Raw genomic sequence first — 21,120 nt, forward strand, 5'->3', positions numbered from 1 at the left:
CTCTCGGACGGGACGCGGTACGGGAGAACCCGCCGGGTCACGGGGCCTTCACCGCCTCGACCTTGACCCCGATCTCCGTCATGGTGTCCGGTGCCGGACGCACAAGAGCGCGCCAGACGGACCCGCCGCCCTCGACCACGCAGCCGTCGGAGTCGTACAGGCGGCCTTGGTCGTCCTCCCATCCGATGAGGGTGGGCATCATCGCCCCGATGGGGGGATCCGTCTCACGCCCCCCGCTGCCGGGGAGCGTGACGGCCAGGTCGATTAGAATTTGCTGCGGCCCGGGCACCGGCAGTCGGAACTCCTGGACGAGGACGTCCGAGTCCTGGCGGCCCTCATAGTACGGGTCTCCGACGTACTGCACCCGTGGGCGGCGGGGCGGTTGCCCCGGTGCCCCCGTGTCTCCCAGCCGGTCCGAGGCGACGTCGTCCCCGGCGGCACCTGTCGACTGCGAGCCGGCATGCCCGCCATGAGCCGAACGAACCGAGGACGTGTGTGACTTGTCCTCGGACTTCCGTGCGCGTGGTGCGGTGCTGCCTGGCTTGGAGTACGCGGTTGCTCCGCCGATTCCCCAGGCTCCGCCCACCAGCCCTGAGAAGAGCGAACTGGCCGCGCCCAGTGCAACAGAACTGGACCCGGTACGAGCGATGCCGCCGAGGGAGAGCAGGTCTTCCAGAGACTCGTCGATTCGCCGGAAGGTCGTCTGCACAAAGGTGCTCTCCGGCCTTTCCAGCGACTGGGGGTGCCATGCGTCGTGGGTGGGCGGCTCGGCCTTCGCGTAAATCTCGTCCATCGAGGCATCCGCTCGAAACACACCGGCGTAACCCTGGTTGGCGCTCGGGGGCTTCGGCCCCGGGTAGTAGGTGACGACGAGCTCCGCAGGTCGCATCAGGCAGACGTGATGGACGAGACCGTCGATGTCGAGCATGAGTGATGCGCGAGTCGGCTCCAGAGGCGGCATGATCCGTTTCACCACACCGAGGCGTCCGAGGTGGCGCATGGGCCTCAGGCAGTGAAGGTCTTTTCCGGTCGCGCCAGTCAGTGCCTCGTGTGCCGCGACGAACAGGTTGAGCGGTCGGGTCTCGCGTGGATCGGGCACGGGATGGCTGACACCGTCGCATGTGACGGCGAAGCGCATGGCCGGCGGTTCGCCATCAGTGGAGATCATCTTCGGCCACAGGTGCCACGTGATGGTCTCGGCGAGGTAGTCGGCGGCATCGGAGGGATCGAGCTCGTCCAGGTGGGGATCGATGACAACGATCGTCGTGCCGGTCTCGTCCGGGCCGAAGGCCTCGATCCCGAGCCGGCGCGCCACGGACTCCGCCTCCTCCCCCACGAGTGGCTCGACGACCTCACCCGAGGTGTCGCCCCACCAGTGGCGGCCTGTGTAGCGACGGTCGCCGTCCTGTTCGGCGGCCACGTAGCTCCTCCAGAGCGTGCAGCCGATGAGGCGTGTCTGGAACTCACCTGCGGCCGTTCGGCATCGTGAGTGCACGAGGACGCTTCCCGACCGGGACAGCAGATAGAAGATGCCCTTGCCGAAGCCGTAGGTTCCGCCTCCCAACGGGGTGTCCCGCGGTTCACCGATGTTGCGGATGAACGAGACGAAGTCGCGTTCCGGACCCACTGCGTTGTCGGCCCGGGTGGGCCCTCCCAGACCACGAGTGCCCCGATCGGAGACAGCGAGGACTCGGACGGAGCCGCGCCGCAGGGTGTCGCGCAGAGGGAAGTTCTCCGCCCGCTTGGGCGCACCGTCGAGAAGGAGTTCCCGCCAGACAGCGGTGTGCGCAGGCCCCACCGTCCAAATGTCGATGCGGTAGTCGACGGGCGCGGAGGACGGCTCGACTCGGGCATCCCAGCTGTTCTGGGCGGACTCGCGCACCAGCATGGTGAGCAGGTCGAGTTCCGGGCGTCCGAGCTGGTTGCGGATGCCCTCGGCGGCGCTGGCGCCCTCCGGGGGATAGGGCTGGGAGAACCAGCGGGGTTCCGTCACGCGGTCTCCTGGATCAACTTGTCGACAAACTGCGGCACGTCTGCGGGGGGCAGGAGGGTGGGGACTTCACCCGAGAGGTCGATGGTGTACTCGACGTCCAGGACCGACAGCGGCACTTCCACCGCCAGTTGTCGGCCCGTGAGCCTGGGGAATTCCGGACCGACGCGGTACCACCTCTCCTCTGCGGTCACGAAGCGGACATCGCGGTAGTGATCGGCATCGGACAGTCGGTACCCGGCTTCTGCGAGCAGACCGAGAAGCGCGCCCTCGTCGTCGCACAGCCGAAGGACCGAGTCGACCAGGTCCACGAACGAGGTGCCGTCCGCCGGACCGCAGCGGTTGAGTCGGAACCAGAGCAGACAGAGCGCCCCGCCCTCCGGGGCCTCGAGTTGGTCGAGCCCGTGGACACGAGGCCGCCGGCCCTCGCCGGCGGAGGCGGACTTCACCTCGACCGCTGTCGTGCCCGCCCGGAAGTCGTGACAGTGCCCCTTCGGGCCGAGCCAGATGGCATGTGCGCTCGGGTCCTTCTCCAGAAGCCGTTCGAGCAGGAGCAGTTCGCCGAACAAGCCGGTGAGCTGATCCGGCCCGAGAGGTGCACCCTGCGCCCGGAAGAGCGCCTTCCACCGGTCGAGCACGCCATAGAGAGCCTTGACGGGGTTCTCCGGTTGCTCAGCGGCCGCGCGCAAGACGTCGACGACAAGCCTGGTGAACAGGTCGCTCATGTCGTCGCGAAGACAGACCAGGTCGGCGTACGCCTGGTAGCTCTCTTCGTCCTCCAGGGCCCGTTTGCACAGCCGGAGTACGGGGCCGTCCAACCCGGGACGCACCTTTCGATGTGTCTGTACAGGTATCAGGACATGGCGGTGCCCGTCGTGGTCGACGGCCACGGCCAAGGGGCCGTCCGCGGCGACAACAGGCAGGGGGGAGACCCGCAGTCGGCGCTCGCCGGTGGTCTGTTCTGTCTCCAGCGCGGTCCAACGTTCCTGGACGAGCTCGCGGAGCGCTTCGTCGTTCATGCGTCCTCGCTGTCGAGGAGACTGAAGTCCTCGTCCTCGAGGCGGACGTTGGACAGATCGGCGGAGATGTACCCCTTGACCGTGGAGTCCGCGAACGGCGGCTTGGGAAAGACCAAGCCGACACCGATGACGTGCTCCTCCGCGTTCAAGGCGACACGCAACTTCTTGGAGGGGCTCGGTTCGGAAATCTTGTCGATCGGATAGAGGACCAGCAGGCCGGTGTCGGGGAGTTGAAGGCGACGGGCTTCCTTGATCTCTTCTTCGGTCAGCTTCGTCGTGTCCCCCCTCAAATCCACAGCGGCGTCGCGGCGGCTCATCAGAGTCTTGATGTCTGCAAAGTCCGGGGACGGGTTGGAGGTCACACGCGCACGTATGTTTCGTCCGACAGTCACGCCGGGGGCAAAGGTGAAAGTTTCCTTGTTCCCGGGATTTCCGACGATTGCGACGTTCCATCGACGGAGCGATCCGGCCGTTGTGATGCGCTTCCGGATGTAGTCGACGATGAGGTTCGAGTCGTTCTCCGGGGACTTCTCGTGGAATCGGTACCGTGACAGAAACTCCGTCACGACGTCGTAGGGCACCTCGCGGAACACGTAGCGACCCTCCGCCGAACGGTCCGAGATCCGTACTGCGTTCGCCTTCGATGCGGTCACGAGATCACGTGCTGCATCGATGTTGTGGCCGAGCCATTCGGCGTTGGTGTGGAAGTAGTGGGTCTGGACGCGCTGTCCTCCGTAGGCCGAGGCTGCCGTGATGGCGTCGCGCATCTTGGCCGCAGCCGTCACCCGCAGCTTCGGGTGTGTACGCAGGCGCACGGCGAAGCTGAGCGGAGTCTCGTCCTCGGTCATGTAGATGTCGATGTCACGGCGCATCTCTGTCTCTACCGTCGCCAGGTGCCTGAACCACTCGGCCAGTTCATCGGTCATCCAGATGCGCGGGAGGTCGGCGTAACCGTTTCTGAAGCCGAACCAGCGGCCCATCTGAAGGAGGGTGTCGTATGCCGAGACGGCTCGGACGAAGTAGCTGACGGAGAGGCCTTCCAGCGTCAATCCGCGGGACAGCGTGTTGCCGCCCACGGCGATGGCGACGACAGGGCCGTTCTCGTAGTCGAGGCGGTCCTCGCTGCTGGAGTTGTCCATGACTATCCGGCAGCTCTCGAGAACGCCCGGCAACTGTGGAAGCAATTGCTCGAACGATACGGGAATCTCGCCGAAGTCCTCGGCCGGTACTCTGGCCGTCTCCTGCTCCCACATCCGACGCAACCGGGAGAGGGCTTCGGCGTTGTGGAGGGACCCTGCGAATCGATTGAGCAGAAGCTTGAGTGGCCTCTCGAAACTGTTGTGCACCGCGGTGTTGACGCTGGTGTGGATCAGCATGGTGTTGTGAGGATTGCCTGTCCCACGCACACGCCGGGCCGCCGTGACCAACCAGAAGTACTCGACCGCCCGGCGCAGGGTCTCCGTCATGATCGGCTCGAAGCCTTCCACGTCGGCCCGAGTGTCGGGGCGTACGCACGGCACATCGTCCTCGGGGACCGACCGGATCATGTCGTGGCCGTCGTCCACCTGCTCGGGGTCCTCACCGTCGAGCGCGTGGCGTCCGAACAGGACCTCGGTTCCGAAGTGCCCGTCAGGCTTCGGCAGATTGACGACGAAGTCCTTGGGATAGAGATCCTCTGCACTCGGGTCGATGAGCAGGTTGGCGAAGGGCGACGCCGTGTACCCGACGTAGGCGCTCCGCGGCAGGGTGCTCATGATGTCGAGGATCAACGGGTTGATCGATTTCGTCGCCACGGTGGCCTGGTCGGCCTCGTCGTCGATGATCAGTGCGGGGCAGTCGGCGAGATACTCCGATGCCTGCTCGAGCCAGCGGGCGAGTTTGCGCAGTACCGCGGCGTTCTTCTTGACCACGCACAGCACCCGTGTCCTGTTGCTCTTCCCGAAGTAGGACGCGGGGTTCTCCTGTGGAGTGAAGTCCTTGTCGAGACCGGTCAGCTGCGACCACATCGAAGGGTTCGGCTCCACGAGCTGCTGCACCAGTCGGGCCTGGGTCTGACGCCGAAGACCGTTGTGGATTCCGGCAAGGACGATGAACAGCTTGTACCCTCTGTCCGCCGCCTTGGCCATGACCGAGGTGAAGTTGGTCGTCTTGCCGGACTGCACGTGTCCGACGACCAGGCCCCGTGTGGAGAACGACTTCTCCTTGGGGTGGTTGAGCAGTGAGACGACACGAGTCGAGGAGTCGTCCAGGCTCCTGATCCCGGGATCCGCAGACCAGCCGTCCTTTCGGAGCAGATCCACGATCGCGGGCCAGCACTTGTCCTTGGCGTGGGGACCCGTGTACCACGTGTCGCGGTTGCCCAGAACGACGGCGTGCGGTTCCTCGAGCTCCTTGATCCTGATGGTGTGCTGCTCGTGACGCCCGCGGATCTGCTCGACGACCTCGGGGCCGATGCCCAACTGCTCCAGTCGCTTGACTGCTTCGCTCGGGGGGAACGTGTCCAAGAGCGCCTTGAATGTGTCGTACATGTCGTCAAATTCATCGATCATGAAGTCGACCGTCTCCCGCCCTCAATAGCCGAGGCCGGCTCCACTGATCTGGACGGCGTCGCCACGGTGGGGCGACGGCCGCATCCACGGGCCGACCCACCCCTCAAATGCACCGCCCACACACTATCTACACAGCGTCGAGTGATGCAGGTGCCAGGTCGGTGCGGTCAGTTCAGATGTCAGGTGCTGACCAAGTTGATCCGGAGGTCCCTGAGAGACCCACACCCGGGAACACATGCTGGGACGCGAGCCTCTCAGATCGAATCGCCCGAGCGTGACCGTAGGGGCGGGAGGGCCTCAGTAACTCGGGACGCCACTTCTTCGGGAGATTCGTGCTCCCAGAACCTCAGGACTCTCCAGCCTTCGGATTCGAGATGTTTCGTCGTCTCCAGATCACGAGCCATGTTCTTGTCCAGCTTCTCCCGCCACCACTCCGCGTTGGCCTTCGGATGCGTCGCATGCTGTGGGCAACCGTGCCAGAAGCAACCGTCGAGGAAGATCGCCAACTTTGCTCGGCTGAAAGCGATGTCGATCTTCCTCCGGGCCATGCCGGGGACCGGGTAGTGCACCCGATACCGATACCCCTGCGCGTGGAGAATCCGACGCAACGCGACCTCGCAGCCGGTGTCCTGCGAAACCTGCCGACTCATGCGAGCCGAGACGTCAGTCGAAGAAGGGGTCGGCCCCGGTTCGCCGGTGCTCATGACAGGTGCTCCACCCCGTGACACCCCCGATATGCCGTCCCCGACCCGCACCAGCACGGTGCGCCCTTCGCAGGGGGCCAGGAGGTGGCACGGCCGCGGGCCGCGAGGGTGGTGGCGTACTGGGGGAGGAGGTCGGTGTTCGCGGGGGAGGACTGTTCGGAGGCGGCGAACGCCTCGTAGGAGGGGACCGTGGCCGTCACGATGCCCAGGTTCTCCGTGCCCGTCGCCGACAGGTCGCGCAGGGAGGTCTCGATGTCCGACAGGTGGGCCGCGTGGCTCGGGTACTCGGAGGAGAGTGCGGGGTACGCCTCGAGCAGTTCGGTGAGTTCCGCCTCCGGCCAGTGGAGGACCGCGACCGGGAAGGGGCGGGACAGGGCCGAGCGGTAGGAGCCCAGTTCGGAGCGGAGGCGTGCGATCTCCGCCTTCAGCTCGGCCGGGTTGTCGGAGCCCAGCGCCCACAGGCGGTTCGGGTCGTGGAGTTCGTCGAGGGTGACGTCCGGGGTGTGGGCGGTATGGACCCGGTCGGCCGTGGAGTCCCATGCGTCGTGGGGCAGGCCCAGCAGGCGGCGGACGCGGTGGCGGCCCGAGAGGAGGGACCGGGTGGCGTACGGGACGTCCTCGTCGCCGTCGGCGAGGAGGGTCGACAGCGCCGCGGTGAAGCAGTCGTGGGACGCCTCCAGCTCGTCGTGGTGCTCCAGCGTCTCCGCGATGATCTCCCACGGCGCGGCCTCGGTCGGGGCGGCCGTGCGGATGCCGTTGATCAGGGCGCGGGCCTCGGCCTCGTGGCCGTACTCCCAGAGGTTGGCGGCCTGCAGCGCCTTGACCAGCTGCGGGTTCTCGGGCTGCTCGGGCCGCTCGGACGACAGGAGGCGGTCGTAGAGGGTGGAGGCTCGGCCGCGTTCGCCGGCGAGTTCCAGGTGGGCTGCGGCCTGGAGGAGGAGCGGCTCGGCGTCCTCCGGATACTGCTCGGCGGTACGCAGCAGGCGCTCGGCTTCGGCGATGTGGTCAGCAGGCGTGTCGGGGCGCATGCAGCACACCGTACTGCCGTATGGGTTACGCGCGGCAGGCCGACCCGGTCCCGGTGCCGGGCACGCCGGATGTCCCGTCGGTGCTGCCGGTCGCTGCCGAGCGGGTCTCGACGCTGGTGAGTTGAGGGCCCCGGCCCTACCCTGCGCGCGTGCGGAGGCAGTCGGAGCGGTGGCGGGCACGGGGCCGGGAGCGCGGGCGCGTGTGGCTCGCGCGCGGGCTGTGGACGGCCGCGGAGGTCGCCGTCACGCTCGGCGTCGTCGTGCTGCTCCTCGTCGTCCATCAGCTGTGGTGGACCAACCGGCAGGCCAGGGAGGGCGCCGAGCGGCAGGTGCAGGCCCTGGAGCAGGAGTGGCAGCAGGAGTGGCAGCGGGAGCCCTCGGAGAGGGGGACGGCGACGGAGCCGCCGGAGACGGGCGAGGTACGGGAATCGGCCCCTGCGCCGGAGTCGGGTGCGGGCCCCGGCCCCACCCCGCCCCGGGAGCGCCGGCCGCCGGACGCGCCCCGCTGGGACCAGGCGTACGCCGTCATCCGCATCCCCCGGCTCGGCGTCGTAGCGCCGGTCGCCGAGGGGGTCGCCAAGCGCGGCGTCCTCGACAAGGGGTACGTCGGGCACTATCCCGGGACCGCGCAGCCCGGCCGGGCCGGGAACTTCGCCGTCGCCGGGCACCGCAACACCCACGGCGAACCTTTCCGGTACATCAACCGGCTCCGCCGCGGCGACACCGTGGAGGTGGAGACTCGCGAGGGGGTGTACGTGTACGCCGTCGACAGGACGCTCCCGCGTACGCTGCCCGGCGACACGAGTGTGATCGACCCGGTCCCGCGCAGCTCGGTGCGGCCTGGCGCCGGGTACGGCGCGGCCGGCCGCTACCTGACGATGACGACGTGCACGCCCGAGTTCAGCTCCACGTACCGGCTGGTGGTGTGGGGGCGGCTGGCCGCCGTACGGCCGCGCTGAGCACGGCCGTACGGGCGGGCGCCGCCGCCCGCGGGCTACGACGTGAGCCCGATCTCCTTGCACGCCGCGCGGACCTCGGGCACGCAGATCTGGTCCACCGTGTAGAGGCCGTCCTTGACGACGGTCTCCTCGATGTTCTCCTTCGTCAGCGCGATGACCGGGATGCGCACGGTCGGTACGGACTCCTCGGTCGGGGTGTCGATGTCCGTGTGCGCGGCCGCCCCGAGCGACATGTGCCTGGCGAGCAGGATGGCCATCTCGGCGGCGGCCGCCGCCTCCGGCGCGTACTGCTTGTAGACGGTCATGTACTGATCACCGGCGACGATGCGCTGCACCGCCGCCAGTTCGGCGTCCTGGCCGGTGACGGGCGGGAGGTCGGTCACGCCGGCGGACTTGAGGGCCGCGATGATGCCGCCCGCCATGCCGTCGTTGGCGGAGTAGACGCCGGTGATGGCGTCCTTGCCGAGGGAGGCGATCGCGGCCTCCATGTTGGCCTTGGCGTTCTCCGGCTTCCAGTCCTCGGTGTCGTACTCGAGGCCGATCTCCACCTTGCCGTCGAGCTCTGTGTGCGCGCCCTTCTTGAACATGGCGGCGTTCGGGTCGGTCAGGGCGCCGTTCATCATCACGATCCTGCCCGAGCCTGCCCCTGAGCCGGAGTCGGCCCCGGCCCGGTTCTTGAGGGCCTCCAGCAGGGCCTGGCCCTGGATGTGGCCGACCTGTTCGTTGTCGAAGGAGACGTAACCGTCGATCGGGCCCTCGGCGAGGCGGTCGAAGGCGACGACGGGGATGGCGGCCTCGTCGGCCTTCTCGATCGCGCCGGCGATGGCCTTGGAGTCCACCGCGTCCACGATCAGGACGTCGACGCCGTCCTCGATCATGGATTCGAGCTGCTGCGTCTGCAGATCGGCGTCGTGCCTGGCGTTGGCGTAGAGGACCGTGCCCTTGTTGTTGGTGAGCCGGGCGATGCGTTCCTCGATGACCGGTTTGTCGAACTGCTCGTAGCGGGCGGCCTGGTTCTCCGGGAGGAGGAGCCCGACGACGATGTCGTCGCTCAGCCTGACACCCGGCTCCGCGTCGGTTCCGCAACCGGAGAGCGGTATGAGCACGGTGGTGGCGGCGGCTGCGACGGCGGCACGACGCAGAAATGCGTTCATTGGTTGAATCGAACCTCCCTGACAGGCTGCGTCATTTGCAGCCAAGGTGGCCGAAAGCCAACTCTGCGGGATTGGAAGCGTCAAGAGGTGCACGGCTAACGTGACCGCAACGTGATTCTGCGTAATCGAGCGTTCAAGCAGTTGTGTTCGCGGAGGATTTTATGGGCGGCATGGCGAGGCGTCCGCAACTCCCCCCAGGGCGGCGCGAATCGGGAACCCCGCGCCGGGGCCGCGCGTATACTCGACAGCCGGTCACTCGGTGTCCGGGGGTGGTTCGAGCAGGACGGGTGGGCAGATCGTGGTAGGGGAGGGGCGCATGGCCGGTCGTGCGGCACGGCTGCTCCGGCCCGCCGCGCTGCTGTTCTTCCTCCTCCTGGAGATCCTCCTCCTCGACGGCGGCAGCCTCTCCGCCGCCGTCGCGCTCGCCGCGACCGCCACCGCCGCGGCCGGGTCCGCGCTCGTCGTCTGCGCCGTCATCAGCGCGCGCTGCGCCCCCGCCGTGCCACGCACCCGCGTCCGCACGGCCCTGCGCGACCGGGAGAAACGCACCGCCTTCCTCCCGCAGCGCGACCCCGACGCCCGGGGCCGTACGCGCCCCCGAGCACCGGGCCGTCCCCTCCTGACGGCCCCGTAGGCGCAACTTCGCGCACCGCTACGCACCGCCCTTCGCGGGTCGTCATGCCGTCATGTCTTCTTCTCCCGGCACGACGAGACCCCCGGAGGGCTCACCCATGTCCGTTTTCGCCACCCTGGTCGAGCAGCTCGCAGACCTGCTCCAGCCGTTGTTCGCCGCGTCTTCCACCGCCGCCGCGATCGTCGTCTTCACCGCGCTCGTACGGCTCGCGGTGCATCCGCTCTCCCGTGCCGCCGCCCGCGGCCAAAAGGCCCGCACCCGCCTCGCGCCGCAGCTCGCCGAGGTGCGCGCCAAGCACGGCAAGAACCCGGAGCGGTTGCAGAAGGCCACGCTGGAGCTGTACGCGAAGGAGAAGGTGTCGCCGCTGGCCGGCTGTCTGCCGAGCCTGCTCCAGGTGCCGGCGTTCTTCCTGATGTACCACCTGTTCTCCAGCGCCGAGATCGGCGGCGAGGCCAACGGGCTCCTCGGCCACTCACTCCTTCAGGCGCCCCTCGGTGACCGCTGGGCCGACGCCCTCGCGCACGGCGGGATGTTCGGCGGCGCCGGTCTCGTCCACCTGGCCCTCTTCGGGACCGTCGCCGCCGTGGCGACGTTCAACTACCGGCGCACCAAGCAGCAGATCGCGGCCGCGCCGGCCGCCGGCGAGCAGCTGCCGGGCATGGGGGCGATGACGAAGGTGATGCCGCTGATGTCGTTCCTCACGCTCGCCACGGTCGCCGTCGTGCCGCTGGCCGCCGCGCTGTACGTCGTCACCTCCACCACCTGGGCCGCGGTCGAGCGCGTCTTCCTCTACCGGGACATGCCGGTGCCGTCCGCGGCACAGATGTGAACGCGTCCCGGGACTGGGCGCCTACCGGCGCGTAACGGTCCAGGTTGTGAACAGGGTCTTGCGGAGTGGTCGGCCACCTTGGAGGATCAGCCAATCCTCCGATCCTCCGATGGCCGCACCTATCGGGTCGGGCCGGGCTCGCACTCGACCAGAGGAGAGAAGACCATGAAGCTGCTGCGTGTCGGAACGGCAGGCGCCGAACGCCCCGCGCTGCTCGACCAGGACGGGGCGACGCTGCGCGACCTGTCCGGCCTCGTCGCGGACATCGACGGAGCGCTACTCGCCGACGCCGCCGCCCTCGACCGGATCAGGGCCGCGGCCGACGCCGGCGAACTGCCCGTACTGGACGCGACCGGGCTCCGTGTCGGGCCGCCGGTCGGGCGGGTCGGGAAGGTCGTGTGCATCGGGCTGAACTACCACGACCACGCCGCCGAGACCGGCGCGGCGGCCCCGGCCGAGCCCGTGGTCTTCCTCAAGGCCGCCGACACCGTCGTCGGGCCCGACGACACCGTGCTCGTACCGCGCGGCAGCCGCAAGACCGACTGGGAGGTCGAGCTCGCGGTGGTCGTGGGGCGTACGGCGCGTTACATCGAGCCGGACGAGGACCCGCTCTCGTACGTCGCCGGCTACGCGGTCGCCCACGACGTCTCGGAGCGCGAGTTCCAGATCGAGCGCGGAGGCACCTGGGACAAGGGCAAGAACTGCGAGACGTTCAACCCGTTCGGGCCGTGGCTGGTGACGGCCGACGAGGTCCCGGACCCGCAGGCCCTCGGGCTGAGGCTCTGGGTCAACGGCGAGCTCAAGCAGAGCGGCACGACCGCCGATCAGATCTTCCCGGTCGCCGAGGTCGTCCGTTACCTCAGCCGGTTCATGACCCTCCACCCGGGCGACGTCATCAACACCGGTACGCCCGCCGGCGTCGCCATGGGACAACCCGAGCCGAAGCCGTTCCTGCGCGCCGGTGACGTGGTCGAGCTCGAGATCGACGGCCTCGGCCGCCAGCGCCAGGAACTCAAGGACGCGTAGCGCGCGGAGGCGCGCGGAAGTTCCGGGAGCGCGCCTGGGGCCCAGGCGCGCTCCATCGCCGGTGTGTCCCGGTACGCGGGTGCGACCGGTCGCGGCAGCGGGCCACCACGGCCAGGCCCGGTTCGGACCGGATCGGTCTGGTCCGGCCCAGCCCGGCCCAGCCCGGCCCAGCCCAGCCCGGCCCAGCCCGGCCCAGCCCGGCCCGGATCGGTCTGGGCCCGGCGCGGCCCTGGACCGGCCCGGTTCGGACCGGCCCAGCGCGGCCCGGCCCGCCACGGCCCGGATCGGTCCGGCCCGCCCCGGTCCGGCGCGGTTCGGTTGGGCGTAGCCAGGTCTCGCCCGCCCCGCCCCGGCGCGCCTCGGGCCCGCCGTGCCGCGTCGGCCCCGCAGGCCGCCCGGCTCACGCGCCCGGCTCACCCGCTCCGCTCACGTGGCGATGAAGCGCTCCAGCGCCTCGACCACCATCGCGTGGTCCTCCGCCTGCGGCAGACCCGAGACCGTGATCGAGCCGACCACTCCGGCACCGGCGACGGTGATGGGGAACGAGCCGCCGTGCGCCGCGTACCGGTCCGGATCCAGGCGCGAGGACTCCTCGAACGTGGTGCCCCTGGCACGGTGCCGCGCCCCGACGAGGTAGGAGCTTTCGCCGTACCGCTCGACGACCCGGCGCTTGCGGTCGATCCACGCGTCGTTGTCGGCGCTCGAGCCGGGCAGCGCTGCGTGGAACAGCTGCTGGGTGCCGCGCCGGATGTCGATGGCCACCGGCGCCTCGCGCAGATGCGCCATCTCCACCAGCATGCTGCCGAGCGCCCACGCGTCGGAGTGCGTGAACCGGCGGAGTGTGAGCCGGCGCTCCTGCTCGACGATCTCGTCGACGCTCAGGTGGGGGACCGGCTTCATCGTGTCCAGCGTGTTCATGCGGTGACCTCCACGGTGACGGTGATCCCTTCACGGGCGGAGCGACGGGCGGCCTCCAGCACGTCCAGTGCCGCAGCCGCCTCCTCCGCGGTGACCGGCGGGGCGGTCTTCCCGCGCACGGCGGCGGCGACCGCCGCGTAGTACGCGGGGTAGTCGCCCGGCACGGTCTCCACGGGAACGCCGCCGCCGGTCAGCGGTGACTCTCCCGCACCCACCCGGCCCCACAGCGACTCCGGCTCCACGCCCCACGGCTCGCCGTCCTGCGGGCGGCGGCCGGCGCGCAGCGCGTCCTCCTGCGGGTCCAGGCCGTACTTCACGTACCCGCCCGTGGAGCCCAGAACCCGGAAACGCGGACCGAGCTGCGCTGTCGTGGCGCTGACGTACAGATGTGAACGGACACCGTTCGTGTGGGTGATCGCGATGAACGTGTCGTCGTCGGCCTCCGCGCCGGCGCGGCGTACGTCCGACTCGGCGTACACACGTGCCGCCGGGCCGAAGAGGGCCAGCGCCTGGTCGACGACATGGCTCCCCAGGTCGTACAGCAGACCGCCGATCTCCGCCGGGTCGCCGGACTCGCGCCAGCCGCCCTTGAGCCGCGGGCGCCAGCGTTCGAAGCGGGACTCGAAGCGCTGCACGTCACCGAGGTCACCCGCCTCGACGAGCCTCCGCAGGGTGAGGAAGTCGTTGTCCCAGCGGCGGTTCTGGAAGACGGAGAGGACGAGGGAGCGCTCGGCGGCGAGCCTCGCGAGCGCGCGCGCCTCCGCGGCGGTGCCGGTGATCGGCTTGTCGACGACGACCGCGAGACCCGCCTCCAGGGCGGCGCGGGCGAGCGGGACGTGCGTCTTGTTCGGCGAGGCGATGACGACGAGGTCGAACTCGTTCGCGCGGGCCCACAGGCGGTCGGGGGACGCTTCGAGTCGGATTTCGGGGAACTCGGCCCGTGCCTGCTCCTGCCGCTCCGGGCTGGAGGTGACGACCGTGTCGAGGGCGAGACCGTCGGTGGCGGCGATCAGCGGGGCGTGGAAGACGGAGCCCGCCAGGCCGTAACCGACCAGGGCGACGCGGAGGGGAGAGCCGGTACCAGTCATGCCCACCACTTAAGCAACGGTGTTGCCAAAGTGCAAGCGGGGGTGAGAATGGGAGGGTGAACAGGAGCATGGCGGGAGTGGGAGCCAATCTGCCCGCGCTGCGCAGCCACAATGCGGCGCTCGTCCTCGACCTGCTGCGTACCGCGGGCGAGGGCGGGATAAGCCGGCTCGAGCTGGCCGACGCGGCCGGGCTCACGCCGCAGGCGGTCAGCAAGATTGTCGCCCGGGTGCGGGAGGAAGGGCTCGTCGAGGAAGCGGGCCGCCGGGCGTCGACCGGAGGCAAACCGCGCACGGTGCTGCGTCTGGTGCCCTCGGCCGGCCACGCCATCGGCCTCCACCTGGACCGCGACGAGCTGACGGTGGTCCTCCTCGACCTCGCCGGCTCCCGTGTCGACACCCGCACCGTCCCCCTCGACCTGGGCGCCGGCGCGGAGCCGGTCGTGGCCAGGGCCGCGACGGAGGTCGAGACCCTGCTGACCGGACCGGCCCCGGAGGCCGTCGGCGGCGGGCTGCGGGTGCTCGGCCTCGGGATCGCCATGCCGGGGCCGCTCGACCACTTCAACGGGGTGACGCAGAAGGTCACCGGCTTCCCCCAGTGGGACGGCTTCCCGCTGCGGGACGTGCTCTCCGCGCGCCTCGGGCTGCCGGCCGTCCTCGACAAGGACACCAACGCCGCCGCCCTCGGCCTCGCCCTCCACGGCCCGGGCACCTCCTTCGCCTACCTGCACCTCGGTACCGGACTCGGCGCCGGCCTCGTCCTGGGCGGCGCGCTCTACCGGGGCGAACGCACCGGCGCCGGGGAGTTCGGGCACCAGATCATCCAGCTCGACGGCCCCGAGTGCACCTGCGGCAAACGCGGCTGCATCGAGGTGCTCTGCCTGCGGGCCGTCGCCCGGGGCGATCTGGCGGAGGCCGCCCGGGTGCTCGCGGTCGGCGCCACCAATCTCGTCGAACTGCTCGACATCGACCGGGTGCTCCTCGGCGGCCGCGTCGTCGCCGCCGCGGAGGACGAATTCGTGCGGGGAGTGGGAGCGGGGCTCGCCGCACGCAACGCGGTCCCGGTGGCCGCCGCACGGGGTGGCGAGCACGCCGTCGCCGACGGTGCCGCGCAGCTCGTGCTCGCCCCGGTGTTCGGCCGCTCCGAAGCGGTCTCGGCGCCGTTCGCCGCTCTGGCCGCGGAGGATCCCGATGACGGCGGAGACGCCGTCCCCGGCGGGTCCGCGGCCGGCCGTCCCCATGGCGGCCCCGGCCCCGGCGGCCCCGGCCCCGGCGGCCCGGGACCCGGCGGCGCCGCGTCCCACGCCGGACCCGCCGTCAAACGCGGGGGCCCGGAAATACACTGACGGGAGGGGCGTCGCACCGCCGGCCGGCCGTACCGGGCCGTGCGCAGGCAGGGCCGCCGGGCACACATGGATTGGCCCCGGGGCACGGTCCGGTGCCGTCCCCGGCAGTACGCAAGCAAGCAGAGGCCCCTCATGCGAACGCGCAACGCCCTCGCCCTCACAGCCGCCGCGGCACTGGTCGCGCCCGCGGTGATCAGCGGTTCGGCGGCCGCCGCCGCCGCGATGACCTCCCGGGTCGCGCTCCCCACGGCCGACTCCGCGCAGGCCGTCGCCCCCGTGGTCCTCGCGGCTCCCGCAGCCCGGTCGAAGGACCGCTCGGCCGACCACACGCCCACCTGCGGCAAGGCGACCGACCCCGACTTCCCGATCAAGACCCGCATCCGCGGCGGGCCCGCCACCGTCCGGGCCGGCACCGGCTTCCACACCTGGTCGATCGAGCTGACCAACGGCACCCGCGAGGACTGCGACCGGATCCACCCGGTGCTCGTCCTCACGGCCGAGGACCGGACACTGCCCGGGGACCACATCACGGTGGAGTTCCACGACCGGGAAGCGGACCGCTGGCGCCCGGTCACCCTGGAGCGGACCACGCGCGACGAGTTCGTCGGCGTCTTCGACGACGGCTTCCATGGCTTCGTCGTACCGGCCGGCGACACGGTCACCGTACGGACCAGGCTGTCGGTCGCCGCCGGTACGGCCGCCACCGAGGTCACGGTCAACGCCGCGATCGTCCAGCGCCATGGGGACGACGGCGACTGGGTCGGGGAATCGGGCGACTACCGCTTCGCCGTCGTGGAGGGCGACGGGCGGGGGAACGGGGAACGGGACGGCGAGGACGACGGCGGACGGTCCGCGGAGCCCACTCCCGCAGGCACCACCGGAGGACCGCCGACCGCGCCCGCGAGCGTGCTTGCCCGCCCGCCCGCCGAGAACTCGCCGCACAGCACCGACGACCAGCTCGCCACGACCGGCTCCCGCTCGCTCGCCCGGATCGGCGTCGGTACCGCCGTGATCCTGCTGAGCGCCGGGCTCCTCGTACTCGTCGCCCGCCGTCTGCTCCCGGGAGCAGGCCGCCGCTGAGCGTGCACCCGGGGCATGGTCGGATCCCGCCCTCCCGGGCGCCGGCCTGCTCGCGGCTCAGGGCGCGACGGCCTCAGATGAGGTCGACCAGGTCCGCGATCGAGTCCACCACCTCGGTCGGGCGGTAGGGGTAGCGCTCAAGATCCTCTTCGGCCGTCAGGCCCGTGAGCACCAGGAACGTCTGCATACCGGCCTCCAGGCCCGCGAGCACGTCGGTGTCCATGCGGTCACCGATCATGGCGGAGGTCTCGGAGTGCGCCCCGATGACGTTCAGCCCGGTCCGCATCATCAGCGGGTTGGGCTTGCCCACGAAGTACGGGTCCTTCCCCGTCGCCTTGGTGATCAGTGCGGCGACGGAGCCGGTCGCCGGCAGGGCGCCCTGGGGGGAGGGACCCGTGTTGTCGGGGTTGGTGGCGATGAACCGGGCCCCGTTGTCGATCAGACGGATCGCCTTCGTCAGTGCTTCGAACGAATAGGTCCGCGTTTCACCCAGGATGACGAAATCGGGCTCGTGGTCGGTCATCACGTACCCGACGTCGTGCAGCGCCGTGGTGAGCCCCGCCTCACCGATGACATAGGCCGTGCCGCCCGGGTGCTGGCCGTCGAGGAATTTGGCCGTCGCAAGTGCCGAGGTCCAGATGTTCTCGGCAGGAACTTCCAGGCCGATCCGGTGCAGCCGTGCCTGAAGATCGCGCGCCGTGTACATGGAGTTGTTGGTCAGGACCAGGAACGGCCGACCGGACCCACGCAGCTTCTCGATGAAGGCGTCGGCGCCCGGTACGGGCACGCCCTCGTGCATCAGTACGCCGTCCATGTCGGTGAGCCACGACTCGATGGGCTTGCGATCTGTCATGTGCGGGCTCCTGCCGTACGCGGACATGGGACGGCCATGCTATGCAATCGCCGTTGTCAGGGCTCAAACGTTTCGGCACTCGGACGTGACACGGAGTCGGCTTTCGTCCACCCCGGCACGTGAACTCGATCGCGGACTGCGTCGAGCGCGTCTGGGCAGCTCAGCGGCGGCGCCGGGCCCGGCTGACGGCTCTGCGGATGCGGAAGCGCGCCACGCGCGTGACTCTTGCGGTATCAGGAGGTTCACGATGCGTACTGGTTTCATAGCTTTCCGTGTGGCAGGGGTGGCCGCCGTACTCGCCATGGCGCCCGCCACTGCCGCATTCGCCGGCAGCTCCGTGCAGGCCACGGTGAGCCCGGCCGCGATCGCGCCCGGCGGTGAGGTCGAGATCCGCGTCGTGGGCTGCCGGGACAGATCCGGCGGCGCCCGGTCCGAAGCCTTCGCCACGGAGGCCGCCCTGTCACCGAAGGGCCGGGACGGCTGGCTCGCCGGCACAGCCAGGATCAGATCCGATGCGAAGCCGGGTACCTACGACGTCCGGGTGCGGTGCGACCTGCGGGAGCACCGCGGCACGGGCAGCGTCGACGTCACCCGCCACCACTCGAAGCCGCACCCGCCGGAGCCGGCGCCCTCGAAGAGCTTCGGGCACGACGAGCCCGGCCCGCCGCATCCGCCCCCGACGCATCCGTCCGCGTCGGGGACCCATGCGTCACCCGTGGCTCCCGTACAGGCGGGCGGCGGTGGGGCTGCCGCCGTGCTGGCGGCACCGGTCTCCACGGTCGACGTCGACGAGACCGGGCCGAGCACCTCGCAGACCGTCACCGGACTGGTCCTCGCCGGTGCGGCCGCGATCGCCGTGGCCGTGCGCAGCTCCCGCCGCCGGCGCCGTACGCGCTCCGACTGACATGCCGGCCTCCGACGCGTCCCCCGCTTCCGCTCCCGCCCCCGCTCCCGCCCCCGCTCCCACCTCCGGCAACGGCCGGCTGCTGACCGGAACGGTCTGGGCGGTGCTGGTCCTGATGCTGTGGTTGTGGGGGAGTGAGGCACCTGGCGCCCACGGCAGCGGTTCCTCCGCACCGACCGCCGGCGACATCGCAGCGGTGGGCCGGCCGCCCGGCGTCCCGCTGCCGCCCCCTCACCGACCGCTCCACGCCGCCGCTGAGCCGCGCCGCGTCTCCGTCCCCGCCCTCGGTATCGCCGCGCCGGTCGTCCCGCGCGGCCTCGACGCGGCGGGAGCGGTGAAACCGCCGCCGCTGGCAACGCCGGGGACCGTCGGCTGGTACGACGACGGCACCACACCCGGTGAGCCCGGCGCGGCGCTGCTCGTCGGCCACGTCGACACCGAGACACGGCCGGCGGTGTTCTACGGGCTGAGTGCCGCCCGGCCGGGCGAGAGCATCGAGGTGACCAGGGCCGACGGCTCGGTCGCCGAATTCACCGTCGACGACGTCCAGGTCTTCACCCGGGACCGGTTCGACGCACAGAAGGTCTACGGCCCCCGCCAGGCCGGCCGCGCCGAACTGCGGCTCATCACCTGCGGCGGCACCTTCGACCGGGTGAGCGGCACCTACACGGCCAACGTCGTCGTCTACGCGTATCTGACGGACGTCTCCGCGTCCTGACCGCGGGCCGCCGGGGGCGGCGTCACCGTACGCCCACGAAGACCGGGCGGCTGCGGGCCGCCCGGCAGCAGGGCCGCGCGGATGCGGTGCGGCTCCAGTGGGAGCGGCGAGAGGCGAGCGATACCGGGCCCGGCGCGGCGGGTCCGGGTCCGTGTCGGCTGTGCCGGGGACCGCCGGTCGACTGGAGTTCTCATAGCCGTAGCCGTAGCCGTAGCCGTAGCCGTAGCCGTAGCCGTAGCCGTAGCCGTAGCCGTAGCGCGGTAGCGCCCTTTCTGCGCAGCCTGGCGGTGGCGGTGGCGGTGGCGGTGGCGGTGGCGGTGGCGGTGGCGGTGCGCGGGTGGGCGGGCACCCTTCGCCGGGTGCTCCGCGATGAGTCCTCCGGCTGCCCGGCGCCGTCCGGCGTCGGCGTCGTTGTTCATCTCCCACACGCGCGGTGAGTGCGTGCTGCGTTCGGTGGTGCCACGCAGGCCGTGGGCCCCGTTCCTCGCAAAGCGCCGCCATGGGTTCAAAACGGGCTACTTGTCGGGTCGCCGGTTGCGGTACGGGTGCTCGAAGGTGCGACCGTGCGTGCGGGGGGTGATCGCGGAGGGAGTGACCGAGGCCCCCTCACCTGTGGTGAGGGGGCCTCGGTCACGCGTGCGCCGCCAGGGACTCGAACCCCGGACCCGCTGATTAAGAGTCAGCTGCTCTAACCAACTGAGCTAGCGGCGCCTGCTGACCCGGAGAACTCTACCCGACGGTCGGCGGTGCTCCGTGCAGGGCATCGCCGCCGCGCCGCCGCCGTGCTGCCCGGGGGTCGTCGGGTGCGGTGACGCGCCACGGTGGCGCGGATCATCGTTTTTACCTTTTGATCCGTCAAAATGCATTATGTCCATACCGCTGGGACACTGACGCCCGTGAAACATCGTCAGAAGATCTTGCTGAGTGCGGAGGAGTCCCGCATGGCTGCCGTACCGGTCTTCGAGGAGTTCGAGCCCGCCCCCGACTGCGGCTGCGCCGGCTGCGCACACCGGCGCCGCGCGCTCGCCGCCGGAGAGCACCCCGCAGCCCACGGCTGCCGCAGGGCACTGGCCGTGGTCACCGCCACAGGTGTGGCCCTGGGCGCCACGGCGACGAGTGCCGGGGCCGCCGGCGCCGCCCCGCCCTCGGTCCGGCTCGGCGGCACGGCCGTGGAGCCGGGACCGCCGCCCACCGAGCAGGGCCGTACCTCGCCGCTGCACGGCACCGGCGACAGGCCCGCCTCCGCGAAGACAGCGCTGCGCGCCGCCACCCGGGCCGACATCATCAACCGGGCCAAGGTGTGGGTGAACGCCAAGGTGCCGTACAGCATGACGAAGTACTGGTCGGACGGCTACCGCCAGGACTGCTCCGGCTATGTGTCGATGGCCTGGAACCTGCCGAAGAACGAGTGGACCGGAAGCCTCGCCCAGTTCGGCGACCGGATCCCCCGCGAGGACCTGCAGGCCGGCGACATCCTGCTCTTCCACAACCCGGCCGACCCCGGCGGCGGTTCGCACGTCACCATCTTCGGCGGCTGGACCGACTACACGCACACCTACTACACGGCCTACGAGCAGACGAAGCCGCACACCCGCAGACAGGCCACGCCCATGGCCTACTGGGACCACTCCGCCTCCTACGTCGCCTACCGCTACAAGGGCCTCGCCACCACCACCGGCACCGACGCGGGCACCGGCACCGACGCGGGCACCGGCGCGGGCGGCGGTGAAAGGGAGGCCGTTCCCTTCCCGGGTGCGGGTGCCTTCGGCCCCGGCGCGAACACCGCGTCCGTCACACGCCTCGGCGAGATGCTCGTGGCGCGCGGCGGCAAGCGCTTCTACCGGGAGGGCCCGGGACCGCGCTGGACCGAGGCCGACCGCCGTGCCACCGAGGCGTTCCAGCGTGCGCAGGGCTGGCGCGGCAAGGAGGCGGACGGCCTGCCCGGCCCGCACACCTGGCGACTGCTGGTGAACAAGCAGGGCAAGGACATCCCTGCCGCACAGCCTCCGAACGCCCCCAAGACCCGGGCGCCCGCATTCCCCGGCCGTGACCACTTCCGGCCCGGCCGGTCGAACACGTACGTCACCCAGCTCGGCAAGCGGCTGGTCGAGCGCGGTTACGGGAAGCACTACGTGTCGGGGCCGGGCCCGCGCTGGCGCGAGGCTGACCGACTGGGCGTCCAGGCGTTCCAGCGTGCCCAGGGCTGGCGGGGCGCGGCGGCCGACGGCTACCCGGGTCCGGAGACCTGGAGGCGCCTCTTCTCCTAGGCCGGATCCCGGGCCGGACCCGGCGTCCGCCGGGTCCGGCCCGGCCGATCGAAGACG

At 70.7% G+C, this 21,120-nt stretch carries 18 protein-coding genes and 1 tRNA gene; 9 read left to right on the forward strand and 10 right to left on the reverse strand.

Going from position 1 to position 21,120, the window contains the following annotated elements; translation table 11 throughout:
- Window positions 1-37: 37 nt before the first annotated feature.
- The 5 genes from AB0903_RS10295 to AB0903_RS10315 all read right to left on the reverse strand — a co-directional run bounded on the left by AB0903_RS10295 (window position 38) and on the right by AB0903_RS10315 (window position 7,290).
- A complete protein-coding gene (locus AB0903_RS10295) occupies window positions 38-1,993 on the reverse strand; it encodes a hypothetical protein (protein WP_366701004.1) in 1,956 nt (651 codons plus the stop codon).
- Window positions 1,990-3,009 carry a PD-(D/E)XK motif protein gene (locus tag AB0903_RS10300; RefSeq protein WP_366701006.1) on the reverse strand — a complete coding sequence of 340 codons (1,020 nt, stop codon included), beginning with the start codon at window positions 3,007-3,009 and terminating at the stop codon, window positions 1,990-1,992. Before AB0903_RS10300 ends, AB0903_RS10295 begins: the two co-directional genes overlap by 4 nt.
- Window positions 3,006-5,558, reverse strand: a complete 2,553-nt coding sequence (locus tag AB0903_RS10305) for a Z1 domain-containing protein (protein WP_366701008.1) — start codon at window positions 5,556-5,558, stop codon at window positions 3,006-3,008. Before AB0903_RS10305 ends, AB0903_RS10300 begins: the two co-directional genes overlap by 4 nt.
- 254 nt (window positions 5,559-5,812) lie before the next feature.
- On the reverse strand, window positions 5,813-6,262 hold the full coding sequence (locus AB0903_RS10310) for a very short patch repair endonuclease (protein WP_366701010.1): 450 nt from the start codon (window positions 6,260-6,262) through the stop codon (window positions 5,813-5,815).
- Complete coding sequence (locus AB0903_RS10315; protein ID WP_366701012.1) at window positions 6,259-7,290, reverse strand: hypothetical protein; 1,032 nt, start codon at window positions 7,288-7,290, stop codon at window positions 6,259-6,261. Before AB0903_RS10315 ends, AB0903_RS10310 begins: the two co-directional genes overlap by 4 nt.
- Window positions 7,291-7,439: 149 nt before the next feature.
- Here AB0903_RS10315 and AB0903_RS10320 point away from each other — a divergent pair, with 149 nt between their 5' ends.
- Complete coding sequence (locus AB0903_RS10320) at window positions 7,440-8,249, forward strand: class E sortase (RefSeq protein WP_366701014.1); 810 nt, start codon at window positions 7,440-7,442, stop codon at window positions 8,247-8,249.
- A gap of 35 nt (window positions 8,250-8,284) precedes the next feature.
- On the opposite strand, the gene AB0903_RS10325 is transcribed toward AB0903_RS10320, so the two are convergent.
- The gene (locus AB0903_RS10325; RefSeq protein WP_366701015.1) at window positions 8,285-9,403 is read right to left on the reverse strand and encodes a substrate-binding domain-containing protein; all 1,119 of its coding nucleotides are present in this window, start codon (window positions 9,401-9,403) and stop codon (window positions 8,285-8,287) included.
- 316 nt (window positions 9,404-9,719) lie between these two features.
- On the opposite strand from AB0903_RS10325, the gene AB0903_RS10330 reads away from it, so the two are divergent.
- The 3 genes from AB0903_RS10330 (at window position 9,720) to AB0903_RS10340 (ending at window position 11,892) form a co-directional block, all read left to right on the forward strand.
- Window positions 9,720-10,037, forward strand: a complete 318-nt coding sequence (locus tag AB0903_RS10330; RefSeq protein ID WP_366701017.1) for a DUF6412 domain-containing protein — start codon at window positions 9,720-9,722, stop codon at window positions 10,035-10,037.
- 97 nt (window positions 10,038-10,134) lie between these two features.
- Window positions 10,135-10,866, forward strand: a complete 732-nt coding sequence (locus AB0903_RS10335; RefSeq protein WP_366701019.1) for a YidC/Oxa1 family membrane protein insertase — start codon at window positions 10,135-10,137, stop codon at window positions 10,864-10,866.
- Window positions 10,867-11,031: 165 nt separating this feature from the next.
- Window positions 11,032-11,892 carry a fumarylacetoacetate hydrolase family protein gene (locus AB0903_RS10340; protein ID WP_366701021.1) on the forward strand — a complete coding sequence of 287 codons (861 nt, stop codon included), beginning with the start codon at window positions 11,032-11,034 and terminating at the stop codon, window positions 11,890-11,892.
- A gap of 426 nt (window positions 11,893-12,318) precedes the next feature.
- Here AB0903_RS10340 and AB0903_RS10345 read toward each other — a convergent pair whose 3' ends face one another.
- The gene (locus AB0903_RS10345; RefSeq protein ID WP_366701023.1) at window positions 12,319-12,810 is read right to left on the reverse strand and encodes a heme-degrading domain-containing protein; all 492 of its coding nucleotides are present in this window, start codon (window positions 12,808-12,810) and stop codon (window positions 12,319-12,321) included.
- On the reverse strand, window positions 12,807-13,898 hold the full coding sequence (locus AB0903_RS10350; RefSeq protein WP_366701025.1) for a Gfo/Idh/MocA family oxidoreductase: 1,092 nt from the start codon (window positions 13,896-13,898) through the stop codon (window positions 12,807-12,809). The genes AB0903_RS10345 and AB0903_RS10350 overlap by 4 nt, the downstream gene beginning before the upstream one ends.
- 68 nt (window positions 13,899-13,966) lie before the next feature.
- Between AB0903_RS10350 and AB0903_RS10355 the strand changes: the two genes are divergently transcribed.
- Together AB0903_RS10355 and AB0903_RS10360 are read left to right on the forward strand one after the other, a co-directional pair.
- Window positions 13,967-15,241: an ROK family transcriptional regulator gene (locus AB0903_RS10355; protein WP_366701027.1), complete on the forward strand. Its 1,275-nt coding sequence runs from the start codon at window positions 13,967-13,969 to the stop codon at window positions 15,239-15,241.
- A gap of 132 nt (window positions 15,242-15,373) precedes the next feature.
- The gene (locus AB0903_RS10360; protein WP_366701029.1) at window positions 15,374-16,321 is read left to right on the forward strand and encodes a hypothetical protein; all 948 of its coding nucleotides are present in this window, start codon (window positions 15,374-15,376) and stop codon (window positions 16,319-16,321) included.
- 73 nt (window positions 16,322-16,394) lie between these two features.
- On the opposite strand, the gene AB0903_RS10365 is transcribed toward AB0903_RS10360, so the two are convergent.
- Entirely contained in the window at window positions 16,395-17,174 is a 780-nt protein-coding gene (locus tag AB0903_RS10365) for an HAD-IIA family hydrolase (RefSeq protein ID WP_366701031.1), read from the reverse strand.
- Between the two features lie 247 nt (window positions 17,175-17,421).
- Here AB0903_RS10365 and AB0903_RS10370 point away from each other — a divergent pair, with 247 nt between their 5' ends.
- Both AB0903_RS10370 and AB0903_RS10375 read left to right on the forward strand, forming a co-directional pair.
- A complete protein-coding gene (locus tag AB0903_RS10370; protein WP_366701033.1) occupies window positions 17,422-18,078 on the forward strand; it encodes a hypothetical protein in 657 nt (218 codons plus the stop codon).
- Window position 18,079: 1 nt separating this feature from the next.
- Entirely contained in the window at window positions 18,080-18,796 is a 717-nt protein-coding gene (locus AB0903_RS10375; RefSeq protein ID WP_366701035.1) for a class F sortase, read from the forward strand.
- 637 nt (window positions 18,797-19,433) lie between these two features.
- Here AB0903_RS10375 and AB0903_RS10380 read toward each other — a convergent pair.
- Window positions 19,434-19,507: transfer RNA gene (locus tag AB0903_RS10380), tRNA-Lys, on the reverse strand.
- A gap of 230 nt (window positions 19,508-19,737) precedes the next feature.
- Between AB0903_RS10380 and AB0903_RS10385 the strand changes: the two genes are divergently transcribed.
- Window positions 19,738-21,063: a peptidoglycan-binding protein gene (locus tag AB0903_RS10385; protein ID WP_366701036.1), complete on the forward strand. Its 1,326-nt coding sequence runs from the start codon at window positions 19,738-19,740 to the stop codon at window positions 21,061-21,063.
- Window positions 21,064-21,120 lie beyond the last annotated feature (57 nt).

This window comes from Streptomyces sp. NPDC048389 (assembly GCF_040706335.1).
Classification (GTDB): domain Bacteria; phylum Actinomycetota; class Actinomycetes; order Streptomycetales; family Streptomycetaceae; genus Streptomyces.